At 71.9% G+C, this 19,718-nt stretch carries 17 protein-coding genes; 11 read left to right on the forward strand and 6 right to left on the reverse strand.

The genetic code is table 11. The features are described from left to right. From ALA01S_RS25260 to ALA01S_RS25270, 3 genes are all read right to left on the reverse strand, one after another. Positions 1-936, reverse strand: a 936-nt coding sequence (locus ALA01S_RS25260) for a dimethyl sulfoxide reductase anchor subunit family protein (protein ID WP_066342075.1), incomplete at its 3' end; no start/stop codon positions are given. Then, positions 933-1,730 carry a 4Fe-4S dicluster domain-containing protein gene (locus tag ALA01S_RS25265; protein ID WP_084267940.1) on the reverse strand — a complete coding sequence of 266 codons (798 nt, stop codon included), beginning with the start codon at positions 1,728-1,730 and terminating at the stop codon, positions 933-935. The genes ALA01S_RS25265 and ALA01S_RS25260, both read right to left, overlap by 4 nt. An 8-nt stretch (positions 1,731-1,738) precedes the next feature. Further along, positions 1,739-4,654, reverse strand: coding sequence for a molybdopterin oxidoreductase family protein (locus ALA01S_RS25270; RefSeq protein WP_066342076.1), 2,916 nt, complete (start codon positions 4,652-4,654; stop codon positions 1,739-1,741). Between the two features lie 473 nt (positions 4,655-5,127). On the opposite strand from ALA01S_RS25270, the gene ALA01S_RS25275 reads away from it, so the two are divergent. From ALA01S_RS25275 to ALA01S_RS25310, 8 genes are all read left to right on the forward strand, one after another. Beyond that, positions 5,128-6,105: a sulfonate ABC transporter substrate-binding protein gene (locus ALA01S_RS25275; RefSeq protein WP_066342086.1), complete on the forward strand. Its 978-nt coding sequence runs from the start codon at positions 5,128-5,130 to the stop codon at positions 6,103-6,105. An 88-nt stretch (positions 6,106-6,193) separates the two neighbouring features. After that, positions 6,194-7,366 carry an FMNH2-dependent alkanesulfonate monooxygenase gene (gene ssuD / locus ALA01S_RS25280; protein WP_066342077.1) on the forward strand — a complete coding sequence of 391 codons (1,173 nt, stop codon included), beginning with the start codon at positions 6,194-6,196 and terminating at the stop codon, positions 7,364-7,366. A 4-nt stretch (positions 7,367-7,370) separates the two neighbouring features. Beyond that, entirely contained in the window at positions 7,371-7,793 is a 423-nt protein-coding gene (locus ALA01S_RS25285; protein ID WP_066342078.1) for a VOC family protein, read from the forward strand. After that, a complete protein-coding gene (gene ssuC / locus ALA01S_RS25290; RefSeq protein WP_084267934.1) occupies positions 7,765-8,700 on the forward strand; it encodes an aliphatic sulfonate ABC transporter permease SsuC in 936 nt (311 codons plus the stop codon). Before ALA01S_RS25285 ends, ssuC begins: the two co-directional genes overlap by 29 nt. 29 nt (positions 8,701-8,729) lie before the next feature. Next, positions 8,730-9,599 (forward strand): ATP-binding cassette domain-containing protein, encoded by an 870-nt coding sequence (locus ALA01S_RS25295; protein ID WP_373863011.1) that lies wholly within the window; start codon positions 8,730-8,732, stop codon positions 9,597-9,599. 42 nt (positions 9,600-9,641) lie between these two features. Next, positions 9,642-9,860 (forward strand): TOBE domain-containing protein, encoded by a 219-nt coding sequence (locus ALA01S_RS25300; RefSeq protein ID WP_066342079.1) that lies wholly within the window; start codon positions 9,642-9,644, stop codon positions 9,858-9,860. Beyond that, complete coding sequence (locus tag ALA01S_RS25305) at positions 9,857-10,447, forward strand: RBBP9/YdeN family alpha/beta hydrolase (RefSeq protein ID WP_066342080.1); 591 nt, start codon at positions 9,857-9,859, stop codon at positions 10,445-10,447. The genes ALA01S_RS25300 and ALA01S_RS25305 overlap by 4 nt, the downstream gene beginning before the upstream one ends. Before the next feature lie 354 nt (positions 10,448-10,801). After that, positions 10,802-12,370 (forward strand): sulfatase family protein, encoded by a 1,569-nt coding sequence (locus tag ALA01S_RS25310; RefSeq protein WP_066342081.1) that lies wholly within the window; start codon positions 10,802-10,804, stop codon positions 12,368-12,370. A gap of 46 nt (positions 12,371-12,416) precedes the next feature. On the opposite strand, the gene ALA01S_RS25315 is transcribed toward ALA01S_RS25310, so the two are convergent. The 3 genes from ALA01S_RS25315 to ALA01S_RS25325 all read right to left on the reverse strand — a co-directional run bounded on the left by ALA01S_RS25315 (position 12,417) and on the right by ALA01S_RS25325 (position 17,346). Then, a complete protein-coding gene (locus ALA01S_RS25315; RefSeq protein ID WP_084267937.1) occupies positions 12,417-14,207 on the reverse strand; it encodes a methyl-accepting chemotaxis protein in 1,791 nt (596 codons plus the stop codon). A 238-nt stretch (positions 14,208-14,445) separates the two neighbouring features. Continuing rightward, positions 14,446-16,185, reverse strand: coding sequence for a methyl-accepting chemotaxis protein (locus ALA01S_RS25320; protein WP_066342082.1), 1,740 nt, complete (start codon positions 16,183-16,185; stop codon positions 14,446-14,448). A gap of 204 nt (positions 16,186-16,389) precedes the next feature. Then, entirely contained in the window at positions 16,390-17,346 is a 957-nt protein-coding gene (locus tag ALA01S_RS25325) for a CysB family HTH-type transcriptional regulator (protein ID WP_066342083.1), read from the reverse strand. Positions 17,347-17,584: 238 nt separating this feature from the next. Here ALA01S_RS25325 and modA point away from each other — a divergent pair, with 238 nt between their 5' ends. From modA to modC, 3 genes are all read left to right on the forward strand, one after another. Beyond that, complete coding sequence (modA, locus tag ALA01S_RS25330) at positions 17,585-18,379, forward strand: molybdate ABC transporter substrate-binding protein (RefSeq protein WP_218011530.1); 795 nt, start codon at positions 17,585-17,587, stop codon at positions 18,377-18,379. Continuing rightward, a complete protein-coding gene (gene modB / locus ALA01S_RS25335; RefSeq protein WP_066342084.1) occupies positions 18,376-19,056 on the forward strand; it encodes a molybdate ABC transporter permease subunit in 681 nt (226 codons plus the stop codon). Before modA ends, modB begins: the two co-directional genes overlap by 4 nt. Continuing rightward, on the forward strand, positions 19,053-19,718 hold a 666-nt coding region (modC, locus tag ALA01S_RS25340; protein WP_084267939.1), incomplete at its 3' end, for a molybdenum ABC transporter ATP-binding protein. The genes modB and modC, both read left to right, overlap by 4 nt.

Below are 19,718 nucleotides of genomic sequence, written 5' to 3' on the forward strand. Positions count from 1 at the left end.
GGCCACGGCCTGGTAGTACAGGTTTTGCGGGTGCCGCGCCTGCGCGAAGAAGAACCAGCGCTCCGCCAGCAGCCCCAGGCTTTGCACCAGCAGCGCCAGGACCCAGGGCGCCGCGCCGCTCCAGGCGCCGGCCCACGCCAGCCACAGCAGCAGGGCCGGCAGTTCAAACCCCAGCAGCAGGAACAGCGGTTTTACACACCTGAACGCCCACGGCGAAGCCTGGTGAAAGAACTCCCGGGTGTTGTGGCTGCCGCCGGTGAAGCCCATGGAGAGCTGGGCCACGCGGGTGCTGTCCAAGCCCGTGGCCGACTGCGGCGTGGAGCGCGGCACCAGGCGCGCGTTGCGCCGCAGCGCCAGCCACCGGCCGCCCAGGGCCAGCAGCGTGAGGCCCAGCCCCCAAGGCAGCAGGCGCTCCGCAAAGCTCTCTTCACCCGCCACCGCGGCCAGCGCCCCGGCCAGCACGGTGCCCGCGGCCTGGCCCATGAGCGCGTAGTTCAGCACCGTCAGCGGGTGCGCCCACGCCTGCACCATGCGCAGGCACGCGTAGACCATGCCCGTGCACAGCCACAGCAGCGCCGACAGCAGCAGCGCCGCCACGGCCAGCAGCGCTTGCAGCGCAGGGGGCGCGCCCATGCGCAGCGCCAGCGCCCAAGCGGCGACCACGGCCATGAACGCCGGCAGCGCGATGACCTCGCGCGACATCCACGAGCTGCGCCACATCGCCACGGCCCGCCACGCCCGCGAGGGCCTGCCCAAGTGCAGGAAGGCGCTGCCCAGCGAGGCCAGCAGCCCCGCCCCGCCCAGCGCCAAGGCCATGAGCATGAAACCCCGCGCCGGGGCCGACCCTGACAGGTGCGCCAAGGCCAGGACCACGACCAGGCCCTGGGCGGCGCCGGCCAGCGTGGTGAAGACGATGATGGACCAGGACGGGTTCATGGCCGGCCTCCCGGCGTCCCGGCCGGCCCGCCCGCGTCCGGCGCCCCGCGCACGCGCTTGGGCAGGTAGCGGTTGGCCGGATTCGTTGCCCACTCCGGCATGAGCGCATAGCCGCCGCGCTCCGCGATGGCCTGCGACACCTCCGAGCCCGGGTCGTTCACGTCGCCAAAGAGCCGCGCCCCCGTTGGGCAGGCCTTCACGCAGGCGGGCTGGCGGTCCTCGGCCGGCAGGGCGGCGTCGTGGATGCGGTCCACGCACAGGGTGCACTTGGTCATCACGCCGCGCGCCTCGTCGTACTCGCGCGCGCCGTAGGGGCAGGCCCAGCTGCAGTACTTGCAGCCCATGCACTTGTCGGCGTCCACGAGCACGATGCCGTCCTCGGCCCGCTTGTAGCTGGCCCCCGTCGGGCACACGGGCACGCAGGGCGGGTCCTGGCAATGCAGGCAGCTCTTGGGCAGGTGTACGGTCTGCGTCTGCGGGTAGCGGCCGGCCTCCCAGGTCTGCACGCGGTTGAAGAAGGTGCCGCTGGGCGAGTCTTCAAAAGCACCCGGGTCCGGCGGCAGGCCGTCGCGGCCGCTGCTGTTCCATTGCTTGCACGACACCACGCAGGCGTGGCAGCCCACGCACGCGTCCAGGTCGATGACCAGGGCCAACTGGCGGGCCAGGGTTTCGCTGCGCGCGGCCTGAGCGGCTTGTACGGCCCTGGCGGGCGAGGCTTTTGCGGGCGCGGGCGTGAAGGGCCGCCCCTCGCCGCCCTCGCGCCGCAGCCAGGGCAGGAGGCTGTTGAGCGCCATGGCCAGCTTCATGCGGACCTCCCGGGCGCGAAGCGGGCCTTGAGCAGGCGCAACGCCGCGCCCACGCCCAGCACGCCGGGCGGTGCGGGCACGGTGGCCGGCTTGGGCGCGGTTTCGCCCTCCTCGCCGGGCTCGCAGGGGCGCAGCCGCACCCGCACGTCGTACCAGCCGGCCTGCCCCGTGATGGGGTCGGCATTGGCGAGCGGGCCCTCGGCCAGCGGCAAGGTGGCACTGAGCAGGTGGTTGAGAATGAAGCCCTCGCGGCTCTCGTCCGCCCCGGCGGGCAACTGCCAGGCGCCGGGCGCCTTGCCGATGGCGTTCCAGGTCCACACCGTGCCGGGCTCCACCGCCTCGCTGCAGCGCAGGCGGCAGCGCACGCGGCCCCAGCGGCTTTCCACCCAGCACCAGCCGTTGTCCTGCACGCCCGCGGCGCGCGCCGTGGCGGGATGCACGTGCAGCGCATTGCGGCTGTGCAACTGGCGCAGCCAGGCGTTTTGCGAGTCCCAGGAGTGGTACATCGCCATGGGCCGCTGCGTGATGGCGTGCAGCGGGAACGCCCGCGCGTCGCTCACGCCGTCCTCCAGCGGCGGCGCCCAAAAAGGCAGGGGGTCGAACCAGGCCGCTACGCGCTCGCGCAGGTGGTCCGGCGGCTGGCGCCCAGGCCGCTTGCCCTGGGCCGCCAGCCTGAAGGTCTGCAGCGTGTCGGCGTAAAGGACGAGCTGGATGGGGCAGTTGCGCTGGCGCCAGCCCATGGCCTTGCCGAAGTCCAGGTAGTCGCGGTTCCAGTTGCGGCGGTACTGCATGTGTGCGGGCAGCTTGTGGTGGAACACGCAGTCGTTGCGGGCGTAATCTTCCCACTGCCTGGGGTTGGGCGCGCCGCGCAGCTCGCGCCCGTGCTCGCCGCGCCAGCCCATGAGAAAGCCGATGCCGGGCTGGTGCTCGTAGCGTTGAATGAAGTCGGCGTAATCGGCGTACTTGCGCGAGCCGTCGGCTTGAGTGAACAGGGGAAAGCCCAGCCGCGAAGCCAGCTCCACCAGCACGTCCTGGAAGGGCCGGCACTGTGCCAGCGGCGGCAGCACGGGCACGCGCACCGAGTCCATGGGCCCGTCGAACTCGGAGATGGGCCTGTCCAGCAGGCTCATCGCATCGTGGCGCTCCAGGTAGGTCGTGTCCGGCAGCACCAGGTCGGCGTAGGCCACCGTCTCGCTCTGGAAGGCGTCGCACACCACGACGAAGGGGATGCAGTGCTCGCCGCTCGCGTCCCGCGCGTTGAGCGCCTTGCGCACCTCCAGCGGGTCCATGCTGGAGTTCCAGGCCATGTTGGCCATGTAGATGAGCAGCGTGTCGATGCGGTACGGGTCGCCGCGCGCGGCGTTGGCGATGACGTTGTGCAGGAGCCCATGCACGGCCAGCGGGTAGGCCCAGGAGAAGGCGTGGTCTATGCGCAGCGGCGTGCCGTCGGCGTGCACGGCCAGCTCCTCCGGGCTGGCCGGAAAGCCCAGCGGCTGCGCGTCCAGCGGCGTGTTGGGTTGGAGCTTGTCGGGGTCGTTGAAGGCGCGGTAGTTGGGCACGATGTGGCGCGGGTACGGCGCCTTGTGCCTGAAGCCTCCCGGCGCGTCTATGGTGCCCAGCACGCTCATGAGCACGGAGAGGGCGCGCACCGTCTGGAAGCCGTTGGAGTGCGCCGCCAGCCCGCGCATGGCGTGGAAGGCCACGGGGCGCAGCGGCACGTCCGCATGGCGCTGGCCCCAGGCGTCGGTCCAGGGGATGGGCAGCGCCTCGCCATGGCGCAGCGCCGTCTCGCCGAGCTCGCGCGCCAGGCGCCGTATGCGCGCGGCCGGGATGCCGGTGAGGGCTTCGGCCCAATCGGGCGTCGCCTCGGCCACGCGCTCGCGCAGCAGTTGAAAGGCGGGCGCCACGCGCGTGCCGTCCGGCAGCGTGAAATGGCCTTCCAGCGCCAGGTCGCGCCCGGGCTCGACGCCCTGCGGGTAGGCCACCACCACGGCATTGCTGGCCTGGTCCCAGGCCAGCTTGTTGTGCGGGTTGCGGCCGTCGGGGGCGGGGCCGGCCCCGGGGTCGAAGGCGAACAGGCCCTCGCGCTCGCCCTCGTCCAGCGCCACCAGTTGCGGCGCGTTGGTGAAGCGCTGCAGGAAGGCGCGGTCCACGAGGCCGGCGTGGATCAGCTCGTGCAGCAGCGCCATGAACAGCGCGCCGTCCGTGCCGGGGCGTATGGGAATCCACTCGTCGGCGATGGCCGCGTAGCCGCTGCGCACCGGGTTGATGGCGATGAAGCGGCCGCCGCGCTGGCGGAACTTCCCCAGCGCGATCTTCATGGGGTTGCTGTGGTGGTCCTCGGCCGTGCCGATCATCACGAACAGCTTGGCGTGGTCCAGGTCCGGCCCGCCGAACTCCCAGAAGCTGCCGCCTATGCTGTAGATCATGCCGGCGGCCATGTTCACCGAGCACATGCCGCCGTGCGCGGCGTAGTTGGGCGTGCCGAACTGGCGTGCGAAGAGGCCTGTGAGGGCCTGCATCTGGTCGCGCCCGGTGAAGAAGGCGAACTGCTTGGGGTCGGTGGCGCGGACGTGGCGCAGCCGGCTTTCCAGCAGCGACAGCGCCTCGTCCCAGGAAATGGGCTCGAAGTCGCCGTCGCCGCGCTCGGCGCCGGCCTTGCGCCGCAGCGGCTGCGTGAGGCGTGCCGGGGAGAACTGCTTCATCAGCCCCGCGCTGCCCTTGGCGCAGATCACGCCCTGGTTGAGCGGGTGGCGGGGGTTGCCGTCGATGTACAGCGGCTGCCCGTCGCGCAGGTGCACGCGTATGCCGCAGCGGCAGGCGCACATGCAGCAGGTGGTGGTCTTGATCTCGGTGTCTTGAAGCGGCTTCTCGAAGTTGTCCGGCGGGGCCGTACAGGCGGGTTCTTTCAAACGGATCTCCTTGGCTGCACCGCCTGGAGCCGGCCGCCGTGCCGCGGCCGCCAGGCGACTCGGGGGCATCCTAGAAAGCGCGTCTTCACATCGGCAACGCAGCAATGCGCATAAGCAAGCAGGCCAGGCGTTGGCAGCGTAAGGCGGCGTTTCAAGCGATTGCACGGGCAACCGGTGCCGGCCCGTTGCCAAGCCTGCTTACAGCAGCGGCCGCATATGCAGGTGCCGGATAAACATAGCCGCACTCCTTCGTTCCTTCATGCGCGGGGGCTGCCTATCGTGCGGGGCATGAAGAACGCCAGCCTTTGCACAAGCCACAGCACCGCGCTGCAGATGCCCGTACCGCGCCTCCACGCCCTGCCCGCGGCCGTGCCGCCCTGTTGAGCGCCGCCCGCCACCCCTGCATGCCCCGCGCCCGCGCCGCCACCCTGGCCGCGCGCAGCGCCCCGCACACGAATTCCAAAGGACTTTCCATGCTGCCCGACCTCGACTCCCCGTACCGCCGCCGCATCCTGTTGCGCGGCGCCGTGGCCGCCGCCGTGCTGGCCGTCAACCCCAAGTGGCTGCGCGCGCAACCGGCCGTCACGCTGCGCGTGGGCTACCAGAAGTCCGCCAGCCTCTTCGTCCTGCAAAAGGCGCAGGGCACGCTGGAAAAGCGCCTGGCCCCCTTGGGCGCCACCGTGCAGTGGGTGGAATTCCCCGCCGGCCCGCAACTGCTCGAAGGCCTGAACGTCGGCTCGGTGGACGTGGGCTACGTGGGCGAGGCGCCGCCCATCTTCGCCCAGGCCGCGGGGGCCAATTTCATCTACATCGGCCACGACCCGGCCTCGCCCACGGCCGAGGCGCTGGTGGTGCCCAAGGACTCCACCATCCAGAGCGTGGCCGAGCTGCGCGGGCGCAAGGTGGCGCTCAACAAGGGCTCCAACGTGCACTACCTGCTGGTGCGGCTGCTGGAGAAGCACGGCCTGAAGTACGGCGACATCCAGCCGGTGTTCCTGCCGCCGGCCGATGCGCGCGCGGCCTTCGAGCGCGGCGCGGTGGACGCCTGGGTGATCTGGGACCCGTTCCTGGCCGCCGCCGAGAAGCAGTTGGGCGCGCGCGTCCTGGCCGACGGCCGCGGCGCGGTGGACAACTTCAACTTCTACCTGGCCGAGCGCGGCTTCGTGGACCGCAACCCGCAGGTGATCCAGGCGCTGTTCGACGACCTGGTGGACCGCGGCCGCTGGCTCAAGAGCCACGTGGACGAGGCGGCTGCGCTCATCGCGCCGCTGCAGGGGCTGGACCCGCAGGTGGTCAAGCTCAGCATCCAGCGCTACGAGTTCAAGGTCACGCCGCTGACGCCCGCCATCGTCGCCCGCCAGCAGCAGATCGCCGACACCTTCCACGGGCTCAAGCTCATCCCCAAGCCCATACGCATTGCCGACGCGGTGGCGGCCAAGGGCGCGCCCTGACACCCCCTTCACGCACTGCCATCGGCGGCCCGCACACCGGCGCGGGACGGGCCACCGGCGGCGCGTGCTTCAACCACGAGGCATTGCCATGAAGATCTTCTGGTTCATTCCCACCCATGGCGACTCGCGCTACCTGGGCACCAGCGCCGGCGCGCGCCAGGCCGATTTCGCCTATTTCAAGCAGGTGGCCGTCGCGGCCGACAGCCTGGGCTACGAGGGCGTGCTGCTGCCCACGGGCCGCTCCTGCGAGGACTCCTGGATCGTCGCGGCCAGCCTGATAGACGCCACGCGGCAGCTGAAATTCCTGGTCGCGCTGCGCCCGGGGCTGGTGGCGCCGGCGCAGTCCGCGCGCATGGCCGCCACGCTGGACCGGCTCTCCGGCGGGCGGGTGCTGGTCAACCTCGTGACCGGCGGCGACGCCGAGGAGCTGGCCGGCGACGGCCAGTTCCTGGACCACGCCGCGCGCTACGAGGAGTCGGCGGAGTTCATACGCATCTGGCGCGAGATCATCGCCCGCTCGCACGAGGGGCAATCCTTCGACTTTGAGGGCCGGCGGCTGCGCGTGCAAGGCGCCAAGCTGCTGTACCCGCCCCATGCGCGGCCTTACCCGCCGGTGTTCTTCGGCGGCTCGTCGGAAGCCGCGCACGACCTGGCCGCCGAGCAGGTCGACACCTACCTGACCTGGGGTGAGCCGCCCGCGGCCGTGGCGGCCAAGGTGGCCGACGTGGGCCGGCGCGCCGCGCGCCATGGCCGGCAACTGAAGTTCGGCATACGGCTGCACGTCATCGTCCGCGAGACGGAGGAAGCCGCCTGGGGCGCCGCCTCGGCGCTGCTGTCGCACCTGGACGAGGCCACGGTGGAGGCCGCGCAGCAGCGCCTGGCGCGCATGGACTCCGTGGGCCAGCGCCGCATGGCCGAGCTGCACCGCGGCCGCTTCGACAAGTCCGACATGCGCCGCGGCCTGGAGATCGCGCCCAACCTGTGGGCCGGCGTGGGCCTGGTGCGCGGCGGCGCGGGCACGGCGCTGGTGGGCAACCCGCAACAGGTGGCCGACCGCCTCCAGGAATACGCGGCGCTTGGGCTGGACTGCTTCATCCTCTCCGGCTATCCGCACCTGGAGGAGGCCTACCGCTTCGCCGAGCTGGTGTTCCCGCTGCTGCCGCTGTCGGTGCGCGAGAAACTCTGCGCGCCGGCGCTGAGCGGGCCCTTCGGCGAGATCGTGGCCAACGGCATCGTGCCGCGCCAGCAGTCCGCGAGCTGACGCCATGAGCCCGCCCCTGCTCGACCACGTGCAACTGCCCATGCCGCCCGGCGGCGCCGCGCAGGCGCGCCGCTTCTACGGCGACGTGCTGGGCCTGCCCCCGCTGCCCGCGCCGGATGCGCACGAGGGCTTCGAATCCCGGCTGCTGCGCTTCGGCCTGGACGGCATGACGCTGGACCTCTGCGAGGGCCGCTACACCGGCGTGGCGCCGCAGGCCCACCTGGCGCTGCGGCTGCGCGAGCTGCCCGCGGTGCTGCAGCGCCTGCGCGCCGCCGGGCACCCGGTGGACGCCTGGGCCTTGGACGGCGAAGGCCGCGCCAGCACCGAGGACCCCTTCGGCAACCGCCTGGAATTCATCGCGCTGGAGCCGCAGCCGCTCCTGCACGCCAAGGACCACCATGTCACACAGCTGCGCATTTCCTTCTGACGCGCCGCCGGCCCAGCCGGCAGGTGCCACCGCCGCCAACGCCGGCGTTGCGCGCGCAAGCGCCCTGGACGGCGGGCCCGCGGCCCCCGCGCAGGACCGCGTGCACGAGGCGCCGCCGCCCGGCACGGCGCAGCGCGCCCCATCGCGCCAGGCCTGGCGCCACCTGCTGCCCTGGCTGGTGCCGGCGCTCATCGTGGCGGCCTGGGAGCTGTGCTCGCGCGCGGGCTGGCTCTCCACCCGCGTGCTGCCGGAACCCTGGACGGTGCTCACGGCGTTCTATTCGCTGCTGGCCTCCGGAGAGCTGGCGCACCACGTGGCGGTGAGCACGGGGCGCGCCTTCGCCGGGCTGGCCCTGGGCGGCAGCCTGGGGCTGGCCTTCGGCCTGCTCACCGGCAGCTTCAGGCGCGCCGAGACGCTGCTGGACACCACCTTCCAGATGCTGCGCAACATCCCGCCGCTGGCGCTCATACCGCTGGTCATCCTGTGGTTCGGCATCGGCGAGGGGGCCAAGCTCTTCCTGGTGGCGGTGGCGGTGTTCTTTCCCATCTACCTCAACACCTTCCACGGCATACGCTCGGTGGACCGCGGGCTCATCGAGATGGCGCGCAGCTACGGCTTGAGCGGCTGGCCGCTCTACCGCCACGTCATCCTGCCCGGGGCGCTGCCGTCCATCCTGGTGGGCCTGCGCTTCTCGCTTGGGCTGATGTGGGTGCTGCTCATCGTGGCCGAGACGCTGTCGGCGCAGGCCGGCATCGGCTACATGACCATGAACGCCCGCGAGTTCCTGCAGACCGACGTGGTGCTCGTGGGCATCGTCCTGTACGCCCTGCTGGGCAAGGCGGCCGACCTCGCCGCCCGCGGCCTGGAGCGCTGGTGGTTGCGCTGGCACCCCGCGCACCAGCATTGAAACCCCCGCTGAAAGCCAGCCTCATGCACATCGAACACTTTCCCCTGGGCGGCGCGCAGCGCGCCGCCTTCGTCCCGCCGGAGCCCGCCGCGGGCAGCGCTGCGGACTTCCCGCCCAAACGGGCAGCGCCGCGCGGCGCCGAGGTGCTGGTGCAGCACCTGGGCAAGCGCTACGGCGAGCGCACGGTGCTGGACGACGTCTGCCTGCGCCTGGCGCCGGGCGAGTTCGTGGCCATCGTCGGGCGCAGCGGCTGCGGCAAGAGCACGCTGCTGCGCCAGGTGGCCGGCCTGGAGCGGCCTGACGCCGGCTCGCTGCGCGTGAGCGGCGACGCCGACGGGCAAGGCACGCGCATCATGTTCCAGGACGCCCGGCTGCTGCCCTGGAAGAGCGTGCTGGACAACGTCGCGCTGGGCCTGCCGCCCGTCGAGGGGCGCAAGCGCGCGCGCCGCGCGCTGGCCCAGGTTGGGCTGGCCAGGCGCTCGCTGGAGTGGCCCGCGGTGCTCTCCGGCGGGCAACGCCAGCGCGTGGCCCTGGCGCGCGCGCTGGTGCACGAGCCGCGACTGCTGCTGCTGGACGAGCCGCTGGGCGCGCTGGACGCGCTCACGCGCATGGAGATGCAGCAGCTCATCGAGGAGCTGTGGCGCGAGCACGGGTTTACCGCGCTGCTGGTCACGCACGACGTCTCGGAAGCCGTGGCGCTGGCCGACCGCGTGGTGCTCATCGAGGAGCAGCGCATCGCCCTGGACGAGCGCGTGCCGCTGCCGCGCCCGCGCAACCGCGCCCACCCCGACTTCGCCGCCTTCGAAGCGCACTTGCTGCAGCGGCTGCTGCGCCCAACGCCGGCCGAGCGATGGCCTGCCGCGGCGGCCGGCCCCACCCCGCTGCGCCGCGCCGTCTGAGCGCACGCGCCGCCCACACCCACCACCAGCCTCATCCCACCCATGCCCATCACCGCCATCAACGTGCGCAACCAGTTCCGCGGCAAGGTGCTGGAAGTCATCCAGGGTCCCGTGGTCTCGGAAGTCGACATCGAGACCGCCGGCGGCCAGGTCGTCACCTCCGTCATCACCACGCGCTCCGTGCAGGAGCTTGGGCTGGTGCCGGGCAAGGACGTCATCGCCCTCGTGAAATCGACCGACGTGTCGATCGCCACGCTGTGAGCGCCCCGCGGCTGCTCATCGTCCCGGGCCTGCGCGACAGCGGCCCCGGGCACTGGCAGACCTGGCTGCAGCGGCGCCATCGCGGCGCGCTGCGCGTGTGCCAGGACGACTGGGACACGCCGGACCTGCCGCGCTGGGCGCAGCGCGTGGACGACACGCTGCGCCAGGCCGGCGGCGCGCGCTGCATCGCCGTGGCCCACAGCTTCGGCTGCCTGGCCCTGGCGCGCTGCCTGGCCTTGCGGCCGGATGCGCCCATCGCCGCCGTGTTCATGGCCGCGCCGGCGGAGCCGGACAAGTTCGGCGTGGCGCCGCTGCTGCCGCGCCGGCCCCTGGGCGTGCCCGGGCTGCTCGTGGCCAGCGACACCGACCCGTGGATGCAAGCCGACAGCGCCCTGGGCTGGGCCGGCCGCTGGGGGATGGAGACCCTCAACCTGGGCGACGCCGGCCACATCAACGCCGAGTCCGGCTTCGGCCCCTGGCCGCTGGCGCAGCGCTGGGTGGAGGCCATGGCGCAGCGCCTGGAGCGCCGGGAGCACGCCGCGCCAGTTCGGCCCGCGCCGGCGCCAGCCCCGCGCCTGGCGACCTGAGCACCGCCACCGCTTTCCCGGCCCGCCCGTGCCGCCGGGCGGGTGCCTTTTTCCAGCCGGCCAACCCGGCCGTCCTTCACCCCTCGCGGCTTCCCTTTCGAGCCCTCACCTTGGCAGTACCCGTGACCGGATCGACCTTCCTCTGCGCCCCTTCGCCACGCCTGGATGCCCGCTGCGCCGCGTGGCGATGTAGCGCCGCGCCCTGCGCTGGCCGCAGGCGCTGACACGGCGGCACGGCCGGGCTTTCACGGGCCGCGCGCGCCGCCTTCCACGCACTCCCTCATCCCTTGCACGCACGCACGGCGCCGCGGCGCCGCGGGAGTGCCTTTGTCCAGACACGAACGAGACGTCCTGATGAGTCCTTCCGCTTTCCTGTCCTCAGCCCTTTTCCGCCGGCTGCTGTCGGTGCCGGCGGCGCTGCTGCTGGGCCTGGCGGCCCTGGCGGCGCCGGTGCATGCCCAGGCGCAGCGCGCCAACATCCTGTTCATCCTGGTGGACGACATGGACGCGGCGCTGTTTCGCCACATGCCCAAGACCCAGCGGCTGCTGGGCGATGCGGGCGTGAGCTTCGACAACAGCTTCGTGAGCCTGTCACTGTGCTGCCCCTCGCGCGCCTCCACGCTGCGCGGGCAGTTCGCGCACAACACCGGCATCTTCACCGGGCACTGGCCTGACGGCGGCTTCATGAAGTTCAACCGCGACGGCCTGGAGCGCTCCACCCTCGCCACCTGGCTGCAGGGCGCGGGCTACCGCACCGCGCTCATAGGCAAGTACCTCAACGGCTATCCCAACGACGAAGTCGGCCGCAACTACGTGCCCCCCGGCTGGGACCACTGGTTCAGCCCAAACGGCGGCACGCCCTACAACCAGTTCAACTACCGCGTCAACGCCAACGGCCGCACGCTGAGCTACGGCAGTGCGCCGCAAAGCCACATCAACGACGTGCTGCTGGCGCAGGCCACCAGCTTCCTGCGCGGCGCCGGCGAGGACCCGCCGGGCAAGCCGTTCTTCCTGTACCTCGCGCCCTACCTGCCCCACGCGCCGGCCACGCCGCCGCAGCGCTATGCGGATGCGCTGCCGGGGGTGAAGGCGCCGCGCACGGCCTCCTTCAACGAAGCCGACGTCAGCGACAAGCCCGACTGGATGCAGTACGTGAGGCGGCTCACGGCGGACGATGAAGCCGGCATCGACGCGCTCTACCGCAAGCGCCGCCAGTCCACGCTGGCGCTGGACGACTTCGTGGAAAGCCTGGTGCGCACGCTGCGCGCCACGGGCGAGCTGGACAACACCTACGTCTTCTTCACCTCGGACAACGGCTTCCACCAGGGCCAGCACCGGCTCAAGGAGGGCAAGGGCTGGCTGTACGAGGAGGACATCCGGGTGCCGCTGGTGGTGCGCGGCCCCGGGCTGCCGGCCGGGCGCCGGGTCAGCCGCCTCGTGGCCAACGTGGACCTGGCGCCCACCTTTGCCGACATCGCCGGCGCGGACGTCCCGCATTTCGTGGACGGCCGCTCGCTGCTGCCGCTGCTGGCCGGCGCCTCACCCGCGCGCTGGCGCCAGGCGCTGCTGCTGGAAAGCCCGACCAGCCTGGAAAGCGGCGGCGGCGGTGCCGAGTCGGCCGCCGCGGCGGCGCCAGGCACCGAGGCCGGGCTGCTGGAGCCCGCCGACGGGCGCGAGGCTGCCGCCCACCCGGCCTGGAAGAACCACATCTACCGCGGCCTGCGCACCGCCGGCGGCCAGACCTTTGCGCTCTACGACAACGGCGACGGCGAGTTCTACGACCTCGCGCAGGACCCGCATCAACTCGTCAACCGCTACAAGTCGATGCGGCCTGCGCTCAAGGAGGCCTTGGCGGCGCAACTGCGCGTGCTGCGCGGCGCGGCCGGCCAGGCGTTGCGCAACGCGGAGGAGGTGTTGCCCTGAAAAAGCGGGCCCCGCCGCTTGCAGACCGGGCCCGGGGCTCAAGCGCTCAGAACGACGTCCACTCGCCGTCGTCGCCGCCGTGGGACGCCGGGGCGGGCGCGGCGGCCATGGGCGGCGGCGCGATGGCGGCGCGGCTGCCGCTGCCCGCCTTGGGCGCGGAGCGCCTCGGCTGCGGGGCCTGGGCCGTGAGCGTCGGCGAGGGCCGGCGCTCCACGGGGGCCGACGCGGCGGACGCCATGGGCGCGGGCGCCGCGGCGTAGGCCGGCACCTCGTGATCCAGCCTGAAGGTGCGCACCAGCTCGGCCAGGCGGCTGGCCTGCTGGCTCAGGCTGTCGGCCGCGGCCGTGCTCTCCTCCACCAACGCGGCGTTCTGCTGCGTCACCTCGTCGAGCTGCGACACGGCCTGGCTGACCTGGTCGATGCCGCTGGTCTGCTCCACCGAGGCCGAGCTGATCTCGCCCAGCAGGTCCGACACGCGCTGCACCTGGCGCACCAGGTCCTGCATCACGCTGCCGGCGTCGCCCACTTGCTGCGAGCCCGTCTGCACCTTGCCCACGCTGTCGGCGATCAGGCCCTTGATCTCCTTGGCCGCCTCGGCGCTGCGCTGCGCCAGCGTGCGCACCTCGCCGGCCACCACGGCAAAGCCGCGGCCCTGCTCGCCCGCGCGCGCGGCTTCCACGGCCGCGTTGAGCGCCAGGATGTTGGTCTGGAAGGCGATGCCGTCGATCACGCCCGTGATGTCCTCGATGCGGCGCGAGCTGGCGCTGATGTCCTGCATGGTGGCCACCACCGCCTCCACGGCATTGCCGCCCTGGCGCGCGGCGTCGCTGGCGGCCGCGGCCATCTGCGAGGCCTGGTGCGCCGTGTCGGCGTTGTGCTTGACGGTGGCGCTGAGCTGCTCCATCGAAGCCGCCGTTTCCTCCAGGTTGGCGGCCTGCTTCTCGGTGCGCTGCGACAGGTCCGTGCTGCCCATGGCCACCTCACGGCTGCCCGTGGCGATGGCGTCGGAGCCGCTGCGCACCTGGCGCACGAGGTCGGCCAGCCGCCCGTTCATGCGCGAAAGCGCCTGCAGCAGTTGCGCCGTCTCGTCCTTGCCGCGGGCGTCGATGCGGTACGTCAGGTCACCATCGGCCACGGCCTCGGCCGCCTTCACCGCGCTGGACAGCGGCTGCGTGATGGAGCGCGAAATCACCACCGCCGCCAGCACGCCCAGCAGCAGCGCCACGGCGCTGCCGCAAAGCATCAGGGTGCGTGCGCTGGACTGCGTGGCTTCGGAGGCCTTGCCCTGTTGTGCGGACAGCGTGAGGTTGTAGCTCCACCAGGCCTGCAGGGCCGATTCGGCCTTGCGGTAGGCGCTGCGCGACGGGCCGGACAGCAGCTTGCGCGCCTTGTCCATGGTGGCAGCGTCTTCCACGCCGCGCCGCGACAGCGGGCGAAGCTGTTCCCACAGGGCGAAGTAGGCCTGCGCCTGGTTTTTCACGTCTTCCAGGGCGCGCTGGTCCCCGGCGTCGGAGAGCAGCTCCTTCTCGTAGTGCGCCACGCCGTCGAGCAGGGCCTTCTTGTGGCCGTCGATGCGCTTTTCCAGGTCATCCATCTCCTCGGCGCTGGAGGCCAGGAGGTGCTGCGCCTCCAGCCGGCGCATGGAGCTCAAGGCGCCGGTGATTTCGTACAGCGCCTCGTAGGAGGGCACCAGGTTTTGGGTGTAGTACCCGGTGTTCGCGGCCAACGCCCGCATTTGCAGCAGCGCCACGGCCGTCAGCGCGCACAACAACAGCAGCACGGCGCCAAAGCCCAGGCCCAGCCTGGAACCGATGCGCAAGCGGTTCAATCCATCCATGAGGGAAGTCTTCGGGGGTTGAAAGTCCCCATGGGATCGGCAGAAAGGTAGGGAAATTGACCCATCGCAAACCGATCGCCCTGGGGATTTGACACTTCGGACAAAGTGCCGCCCGGACCTGCCGCGGCGCGCGGCGCCTGGACAGGCCCGCGCGCCACCGGCGTTTAGCCTCAGCGTCCCGCCGGCAAGGCCCTGGTGAGGGTGATGTGCGGGGCCGTGCCACCTGCGCCCAAGCGGTTCAGAAGGAGGTCCACTCGTCGCCGCTGCCGCCGCCGGAGGACGGCGACGCGGCCACCGGGCGCGCACTGCGGCTGCTCACGTGGGCCTTGGCGATGGTGCGCTGCGCCAGCACGCGGGCCGCGGGCGCGGGCGCCAAGGGCGCCTGCGGCGCCAGGGCCGCCGCGGGCGCCTCGTGATCCAGCTTGAAGGTGCGCACCAGCTCGACCAGGCGCTTGGCCTGCATGTTCAGGCTGTCGGCCGCGGCCGTGCTCTCTTCCACCAGCGCGGCGTTCTGCTGCGTCACCTCGTCGAGCTGCGACACGGCCTGGCTGACCTGGCCGATGCCGCTGGTCTGTTCCACCGAGGCCGAGCTGATCTCGCCCAGCAGGTCCGACACGCGCTGCACCTGGCTCACCAGGTCCTGCATGGTGCTGCCCGCGTCGCCCACGAGCTGCGAGCCCGTCTGCACCTTGCCCACGCTGTCGGCGATCAGGCCCTTGATCTGCTTGGCCGCCTCGGCGCTGCGCTGCGCCAGCGAACGCACCTCGCCGGCCACCACCGCGAAGCCCCGGCCCTGCTCGCCCGCGCGCGCGGCCTCCACCGCGGCGTTGAGCGCCAGGATGTTGGTCTGGAAGGCGATGCCGTCGATCACGCCGATGATGTCCTCGATCTTGCGCGAGCTGTCGCTGATCTCCTGCATCGTGGCCACCACCGCGGCCACCGTCTGGCCGCCATGGCGCGCCGCGCCGCTGGCGGAGGCGGCCATCTGCGAGGCCTGCTGCGCCGTGTCGGCGTTGTGCTTGACGGTGGAGCTGAGCTGCTCCATGGAGGCCGCCGTCTCCTGCAGGCTGGCGGCCTGCTTCTCGGTGCGCTGCGACAGGTCCGTGCTGCCCGCGGCCACCTCGTGGCTGCCCGTGGCGATGGCGTCGGAGCCGCTGCGCACCTGGCGCACGAGGTCGGCCAGGCGCTGGTTCATGTGCGAGAGCGACCGCAGCAGTTGCGCCGTCTCGTCCTTGCCGCTGGCCTCGATGCGGCGGCTCAGGTCGCCCTGGGCCACGGCCTCGGCCGCGTCCACGGCCTGTGCCATGGGGTGCGTGATGGAGCGCGTGATCACCACCGCCGCCAGCACGCCCAGCAGCAGGGCCAGCACGGCGACGCCCAGGAGCATCCAGCGGCCCTGGGCCTCGGTGGACTCGGCCTTGACCTCCTGCGCCTCGGCCAGCTGGCTGTTGTGCGACCACCAGTGCTGCAGCGCCTCGTCCGCGCGCGCATAGGCCTCGCGCGAGGGGCCGAACAGCAGCTTTTGCGCCTTTTCCGTGGCGCTCGGGTCATCCCCGGTGTGGCGCGAGATGGTCCGTATCTGTTCCCACACGGCGTAGTAGGCCGCCAGCGCCGAGCGCACCGCGGCCAGCGCGCGCCGGTCCTCGTCGTTGGAGACCAGCGCCTTTTCGTAGTGCTCCAGCGTGCGCCCAAGCAACTGCTGCTGCTCGGCAATGCGGTGCTCCATGTCGTCCATCTCGGCCGCGGTATCGACCATGATGTGCTGCGATTCGAAGCGGCGCATGGCGCCCAGCGCCATGGCGACCTTGTGCTCCGCTTCGAACGAAGGCACGAGATCGGCCGCGTAGTAGCGCGACACGCCGGCCAGCGCGGTCAGCTCGAACAAGGCCGCCGCGGCCATGACGCACAGCAGCGCCAGCACGGCGCCGAATCCCCAGCCCAGCCGGGCGCCGATGCGAAAGCGGTTCAAGAAATCCATGACGAGTTTTTCTCCTGTGGGTACTGCTGGTGCGCGACATGCGCTGCTCGGCCGCCCTACTCCGGCAGGCACGGCTGCACTTTGATGCAGCACAAAGTCGTTGTGTGCGCCACGTCACAGTTCGTACACAGAACCACCCCTGACAGGCCTGCGCAGCCGTGAATCGTTCACGGCCCCGGCGCCGGGCGCGGCTGCGCCGGCCGCTCACAGGTCCAGGTGATCGCCTTCCTGGGCCACCATGGCCTTGTCCACCTGCACGCGCGTGAGCGGCGGGGCGAAGGCCTGTATGAAGTCGTAGACGAAGCCGCGCAGGAAACTGCCGCGGCGCACGGCCAGCCGCGTCATGTTGGTGGCGAAGAGGTGGCGCGCATCCAGCACTTTCAAGCGCTGGTCGCGCTCCTCGTCGCAGGCGATGGCGGCGATGATGCCCACGCCCATGCCCAGCTCCACGTAGGTCTTGATCACGTCGGCGTCCATGGCCGAGAGCACCACGTCGAAGGCCAGCTCGCGGCGCTTGAAAGCCTCGTCGATGTGGCTGCGCCCGGTGTAGCCGGGCTCGTAGGTGACGATGGGAAAGCCGGCCAGCCGCTCCAGCGTCAGCGGCAGGCCCTGCTGCGCGTCGCGGTCCAGCGCATGGCCGGGCGGCACGATCACGGCGTGCGTCCACTGGTAGCAGGGCAGCGCCACCAGGTCCGGGTAGCTGGCCAGCGCCTCGGTGGCCACGCCGATGTCGGCTTCGCCGCAGAGCAGCAGCTCCGCCACCTGCTGCGGCGAGCCCTGCTTCAGGCGCAAGGCCACCCCGGGGTAGCGCTCGCTGAAGTCGCGCACCGCCCCGGGCAGCGCGTAGCGCGCCTGCGAGTGCGTGGCCGCGATGGTCAGCGTGCCCTGGCCTTGAGAAGCGAACTCCTGCCCGGCGCAGCGGATGTTGTGCGCCTCCTGCAGCAGCCGCTCGATCATGGGCAGCACCATCTCGCCCGGCAGCGTCAGCCCCGTGAGGCGCTTGCCCGCGCGGACGAACAGCTCGATGCCGATTTCCTCCTCCAGCTCGCGTATCTGGCGGCTCACGCCGGGCTGGGAGGTGTGCAGCACGTCGGCCACGACGGTGAGGTTGAAGCCCTGGCGCACGGCTTCGCGCACGGAGCGCAGTTGCTGGAGATTCATGGCTCGTGATGCTTTGTGATGCTTTGTTTTGATGAATAAACCGCATTTTCAAATTTGTTTATGCGTTTTCATCGACTCTTTAGCCCTATCCAAATTTGGTTTTCGCATATGACATGCGCCAAGCTGCTCAGCACGTGACGGATGACCGCGCCCGCCGGGGCGCGTGGCGCGACGGGATCTTGGTGTTTTCCCGCATCATGGAGCCCTGTTTCACGGGGGGCAGTCGATGACGAAGCGCATGAAGCTGTTGAGAAGCGTGGTGGGCGTGGCTTGCGCAGTGGCGGCCTTCACCGCGCGGGCCGACGAGGTGCTGGTGGCCGTGGCGGCCAATTTCAACGCGCCGCTCTCGCGCATCGCCCAGGGCTTCGAGGCCGCCACCGGCCACAAGCTCAAGGCCGCGGCGGCCAGCACCGGCAAGCTCTACGCGCAGATCGCGGCCGGCGCGCCTTTCGAGGTGCTGCTGTCGGCCGACGACGAAACCCCCGCCAAGCTCGACGCCGAGGGCCGCACCGTCGCGGGCAGCCGTTTCACTTACGCCATAGGCGAGCTGGCGCTGTGGAGCGCGCAGCCCGGGCTGGTGGACGCGCAGGGCGCCGTGCTCGCGTCCGACCGCTTCAGGCACCTGGCCATCGCCAACCCCAAGACCGCGCCCTACGGCCGCGCGGCGCTGCAAACCTTGCGCGCGCGCGGGCTGGAGGCGGCGGTGGCGCCGCGCCTGGTGACGGCCGAGTCCATCGCGCAGGCGCAGCAGTTCGTGTCCTCCGGCAATGCCGAGCTGGGCTTCGTCGCCTGGTCGCAACTCTCGGTGCCGGGCCAGCCGCCCACGGGCTCGTGGTGGCGCGTGCCCGCCGGGCTGCACGAGGACATCCGCCAGGACGCCGTGCTGCTCAAGCCCGGCCAGGGCAAGCCCGCCGCGCAGGCGCTGCTGGCCTACCTCAGGAGCGAGCCGGCCAAGGCCGAGATCCGCGCCTGGGGCTACCGGCTGCCCGGCGACGGCGCCGCGGCACCTGCTGCCGCGGTGAAGAAGCCGTGACGGACGCCGACTGGAGCGCCGTGCGCCTCACGGCGGCGCTGGCCGGCGCCAGCACGCTGGTGCTGCTGCTGGTGGGCACGCCGCTGGCCTGGGCGCTGGCGCGCACGCGCTCGCGGCTGAAACCGGTGGCGGCGGCGCTGGTGGCCATGCCGCTGGTGCTGCCGCCCACGGTGCTGGGCTTTTACCTGCTGCTGCTCATGGGGCCCGGCGGGCCGCTGGGCCGCTTCATGGACGCGCTGGGCTGGCAGCGGCTGCCCTTCACCTTCGGCGGGCTGGTGGTGGCGTCCGTCATCTACTCGCTGCCCTTCGTGGTGCAGCCGCTGCAGCAGGCGTTCGAGGCCATCCCCGAGCGCACGCTGGAGGCCGCGGCCACGCTGCGCGCCGGGCCGCTGGACCGCTTCTTCACCGTGGCGCTGCCGCTGGCGCGCCCGGGGCTGCTCACGGCCTGCGTGCTGGGCTTCGCGCACACGGTGGGCGAGTTCGGCGTGGTGCTGATGATCGGCGGCAACATCCCCGGCCAGACCCGGGTGCTGTCCATGGCCGTGTACGACCACGTGGAGGCCGGCGAGATGGCCGACGCCCACCGCCTGGCCGCCGGCATGGTGGGCTTCGCGCTCACGGTGCTGGTGGCGCTGTACCTGCTCAACCGCGCGCCGCGCGACGGGGGCCGGGCGTGATCGAGGCGCACCTGTCGCTCACGCGTCCCGGCTTCGCGCTGGACGTCTCTTTATCTCTCCCCGGCCGCGGCGTCACGGCCCTCTTCGGCCCGTCGGGCTGCGGCAAGACCACGCTGCTGCGCGCCATCGCCGGGCTGGAGCGCGCGCAAGGACGCGTGGCGCTGGGCGAGGAGGTCTGGCAGGACGACGCGCGCGGCCGCTTCGTCCCGCCGCACCGCCGCGCGCTGGGCTACGTGATCCAGGAGTCCGCCCTCTTCGCCCACCTGGACGTGCAGGGCAACCTGGCCTATGGCCGCAAGCGCGCCGGTGCCGCCGCGCAGCGCCTGGCGCTGGAGCCCGTGATCGAGCTGCTGGGCATAGGCGCGCTGATGGGCCGCCGCGTGACCACGCTCTCCGGCGGCGAACGCCAGCGTGTGGCCATCGCGCGGGCGCTGGCCACCGCGCCGCAACTGCTGCTCATGGACGAGCCGCTGGCCGCGCTGGACGCGGCGCGCAAGGCCGAGATCCTGCCCTACCTGGAGCGGCTGCAGCGCGAGCTGGCGCTGCCCATCCTCTACGTCACGCACTCGCTGGACGAGGTGGCGCGGCTGGCCGACCACCTGGTGCTGCTGGAGTCCGGCCGCGTGGCGGCCGCCGGCCCGCTGGCCGAGCTGATGGCGCGC

The sequence above is a fragment of the Azohydromonas lata NBRC 102462 genome (genome assembly GCF_001571085.1).
GTDB lineage: Bacteria > Pseudomonadota > Gammaproteobacteria > Burkholderiales > Burkholderiaceae_C > Azohydromonas > Azohydromonas lata.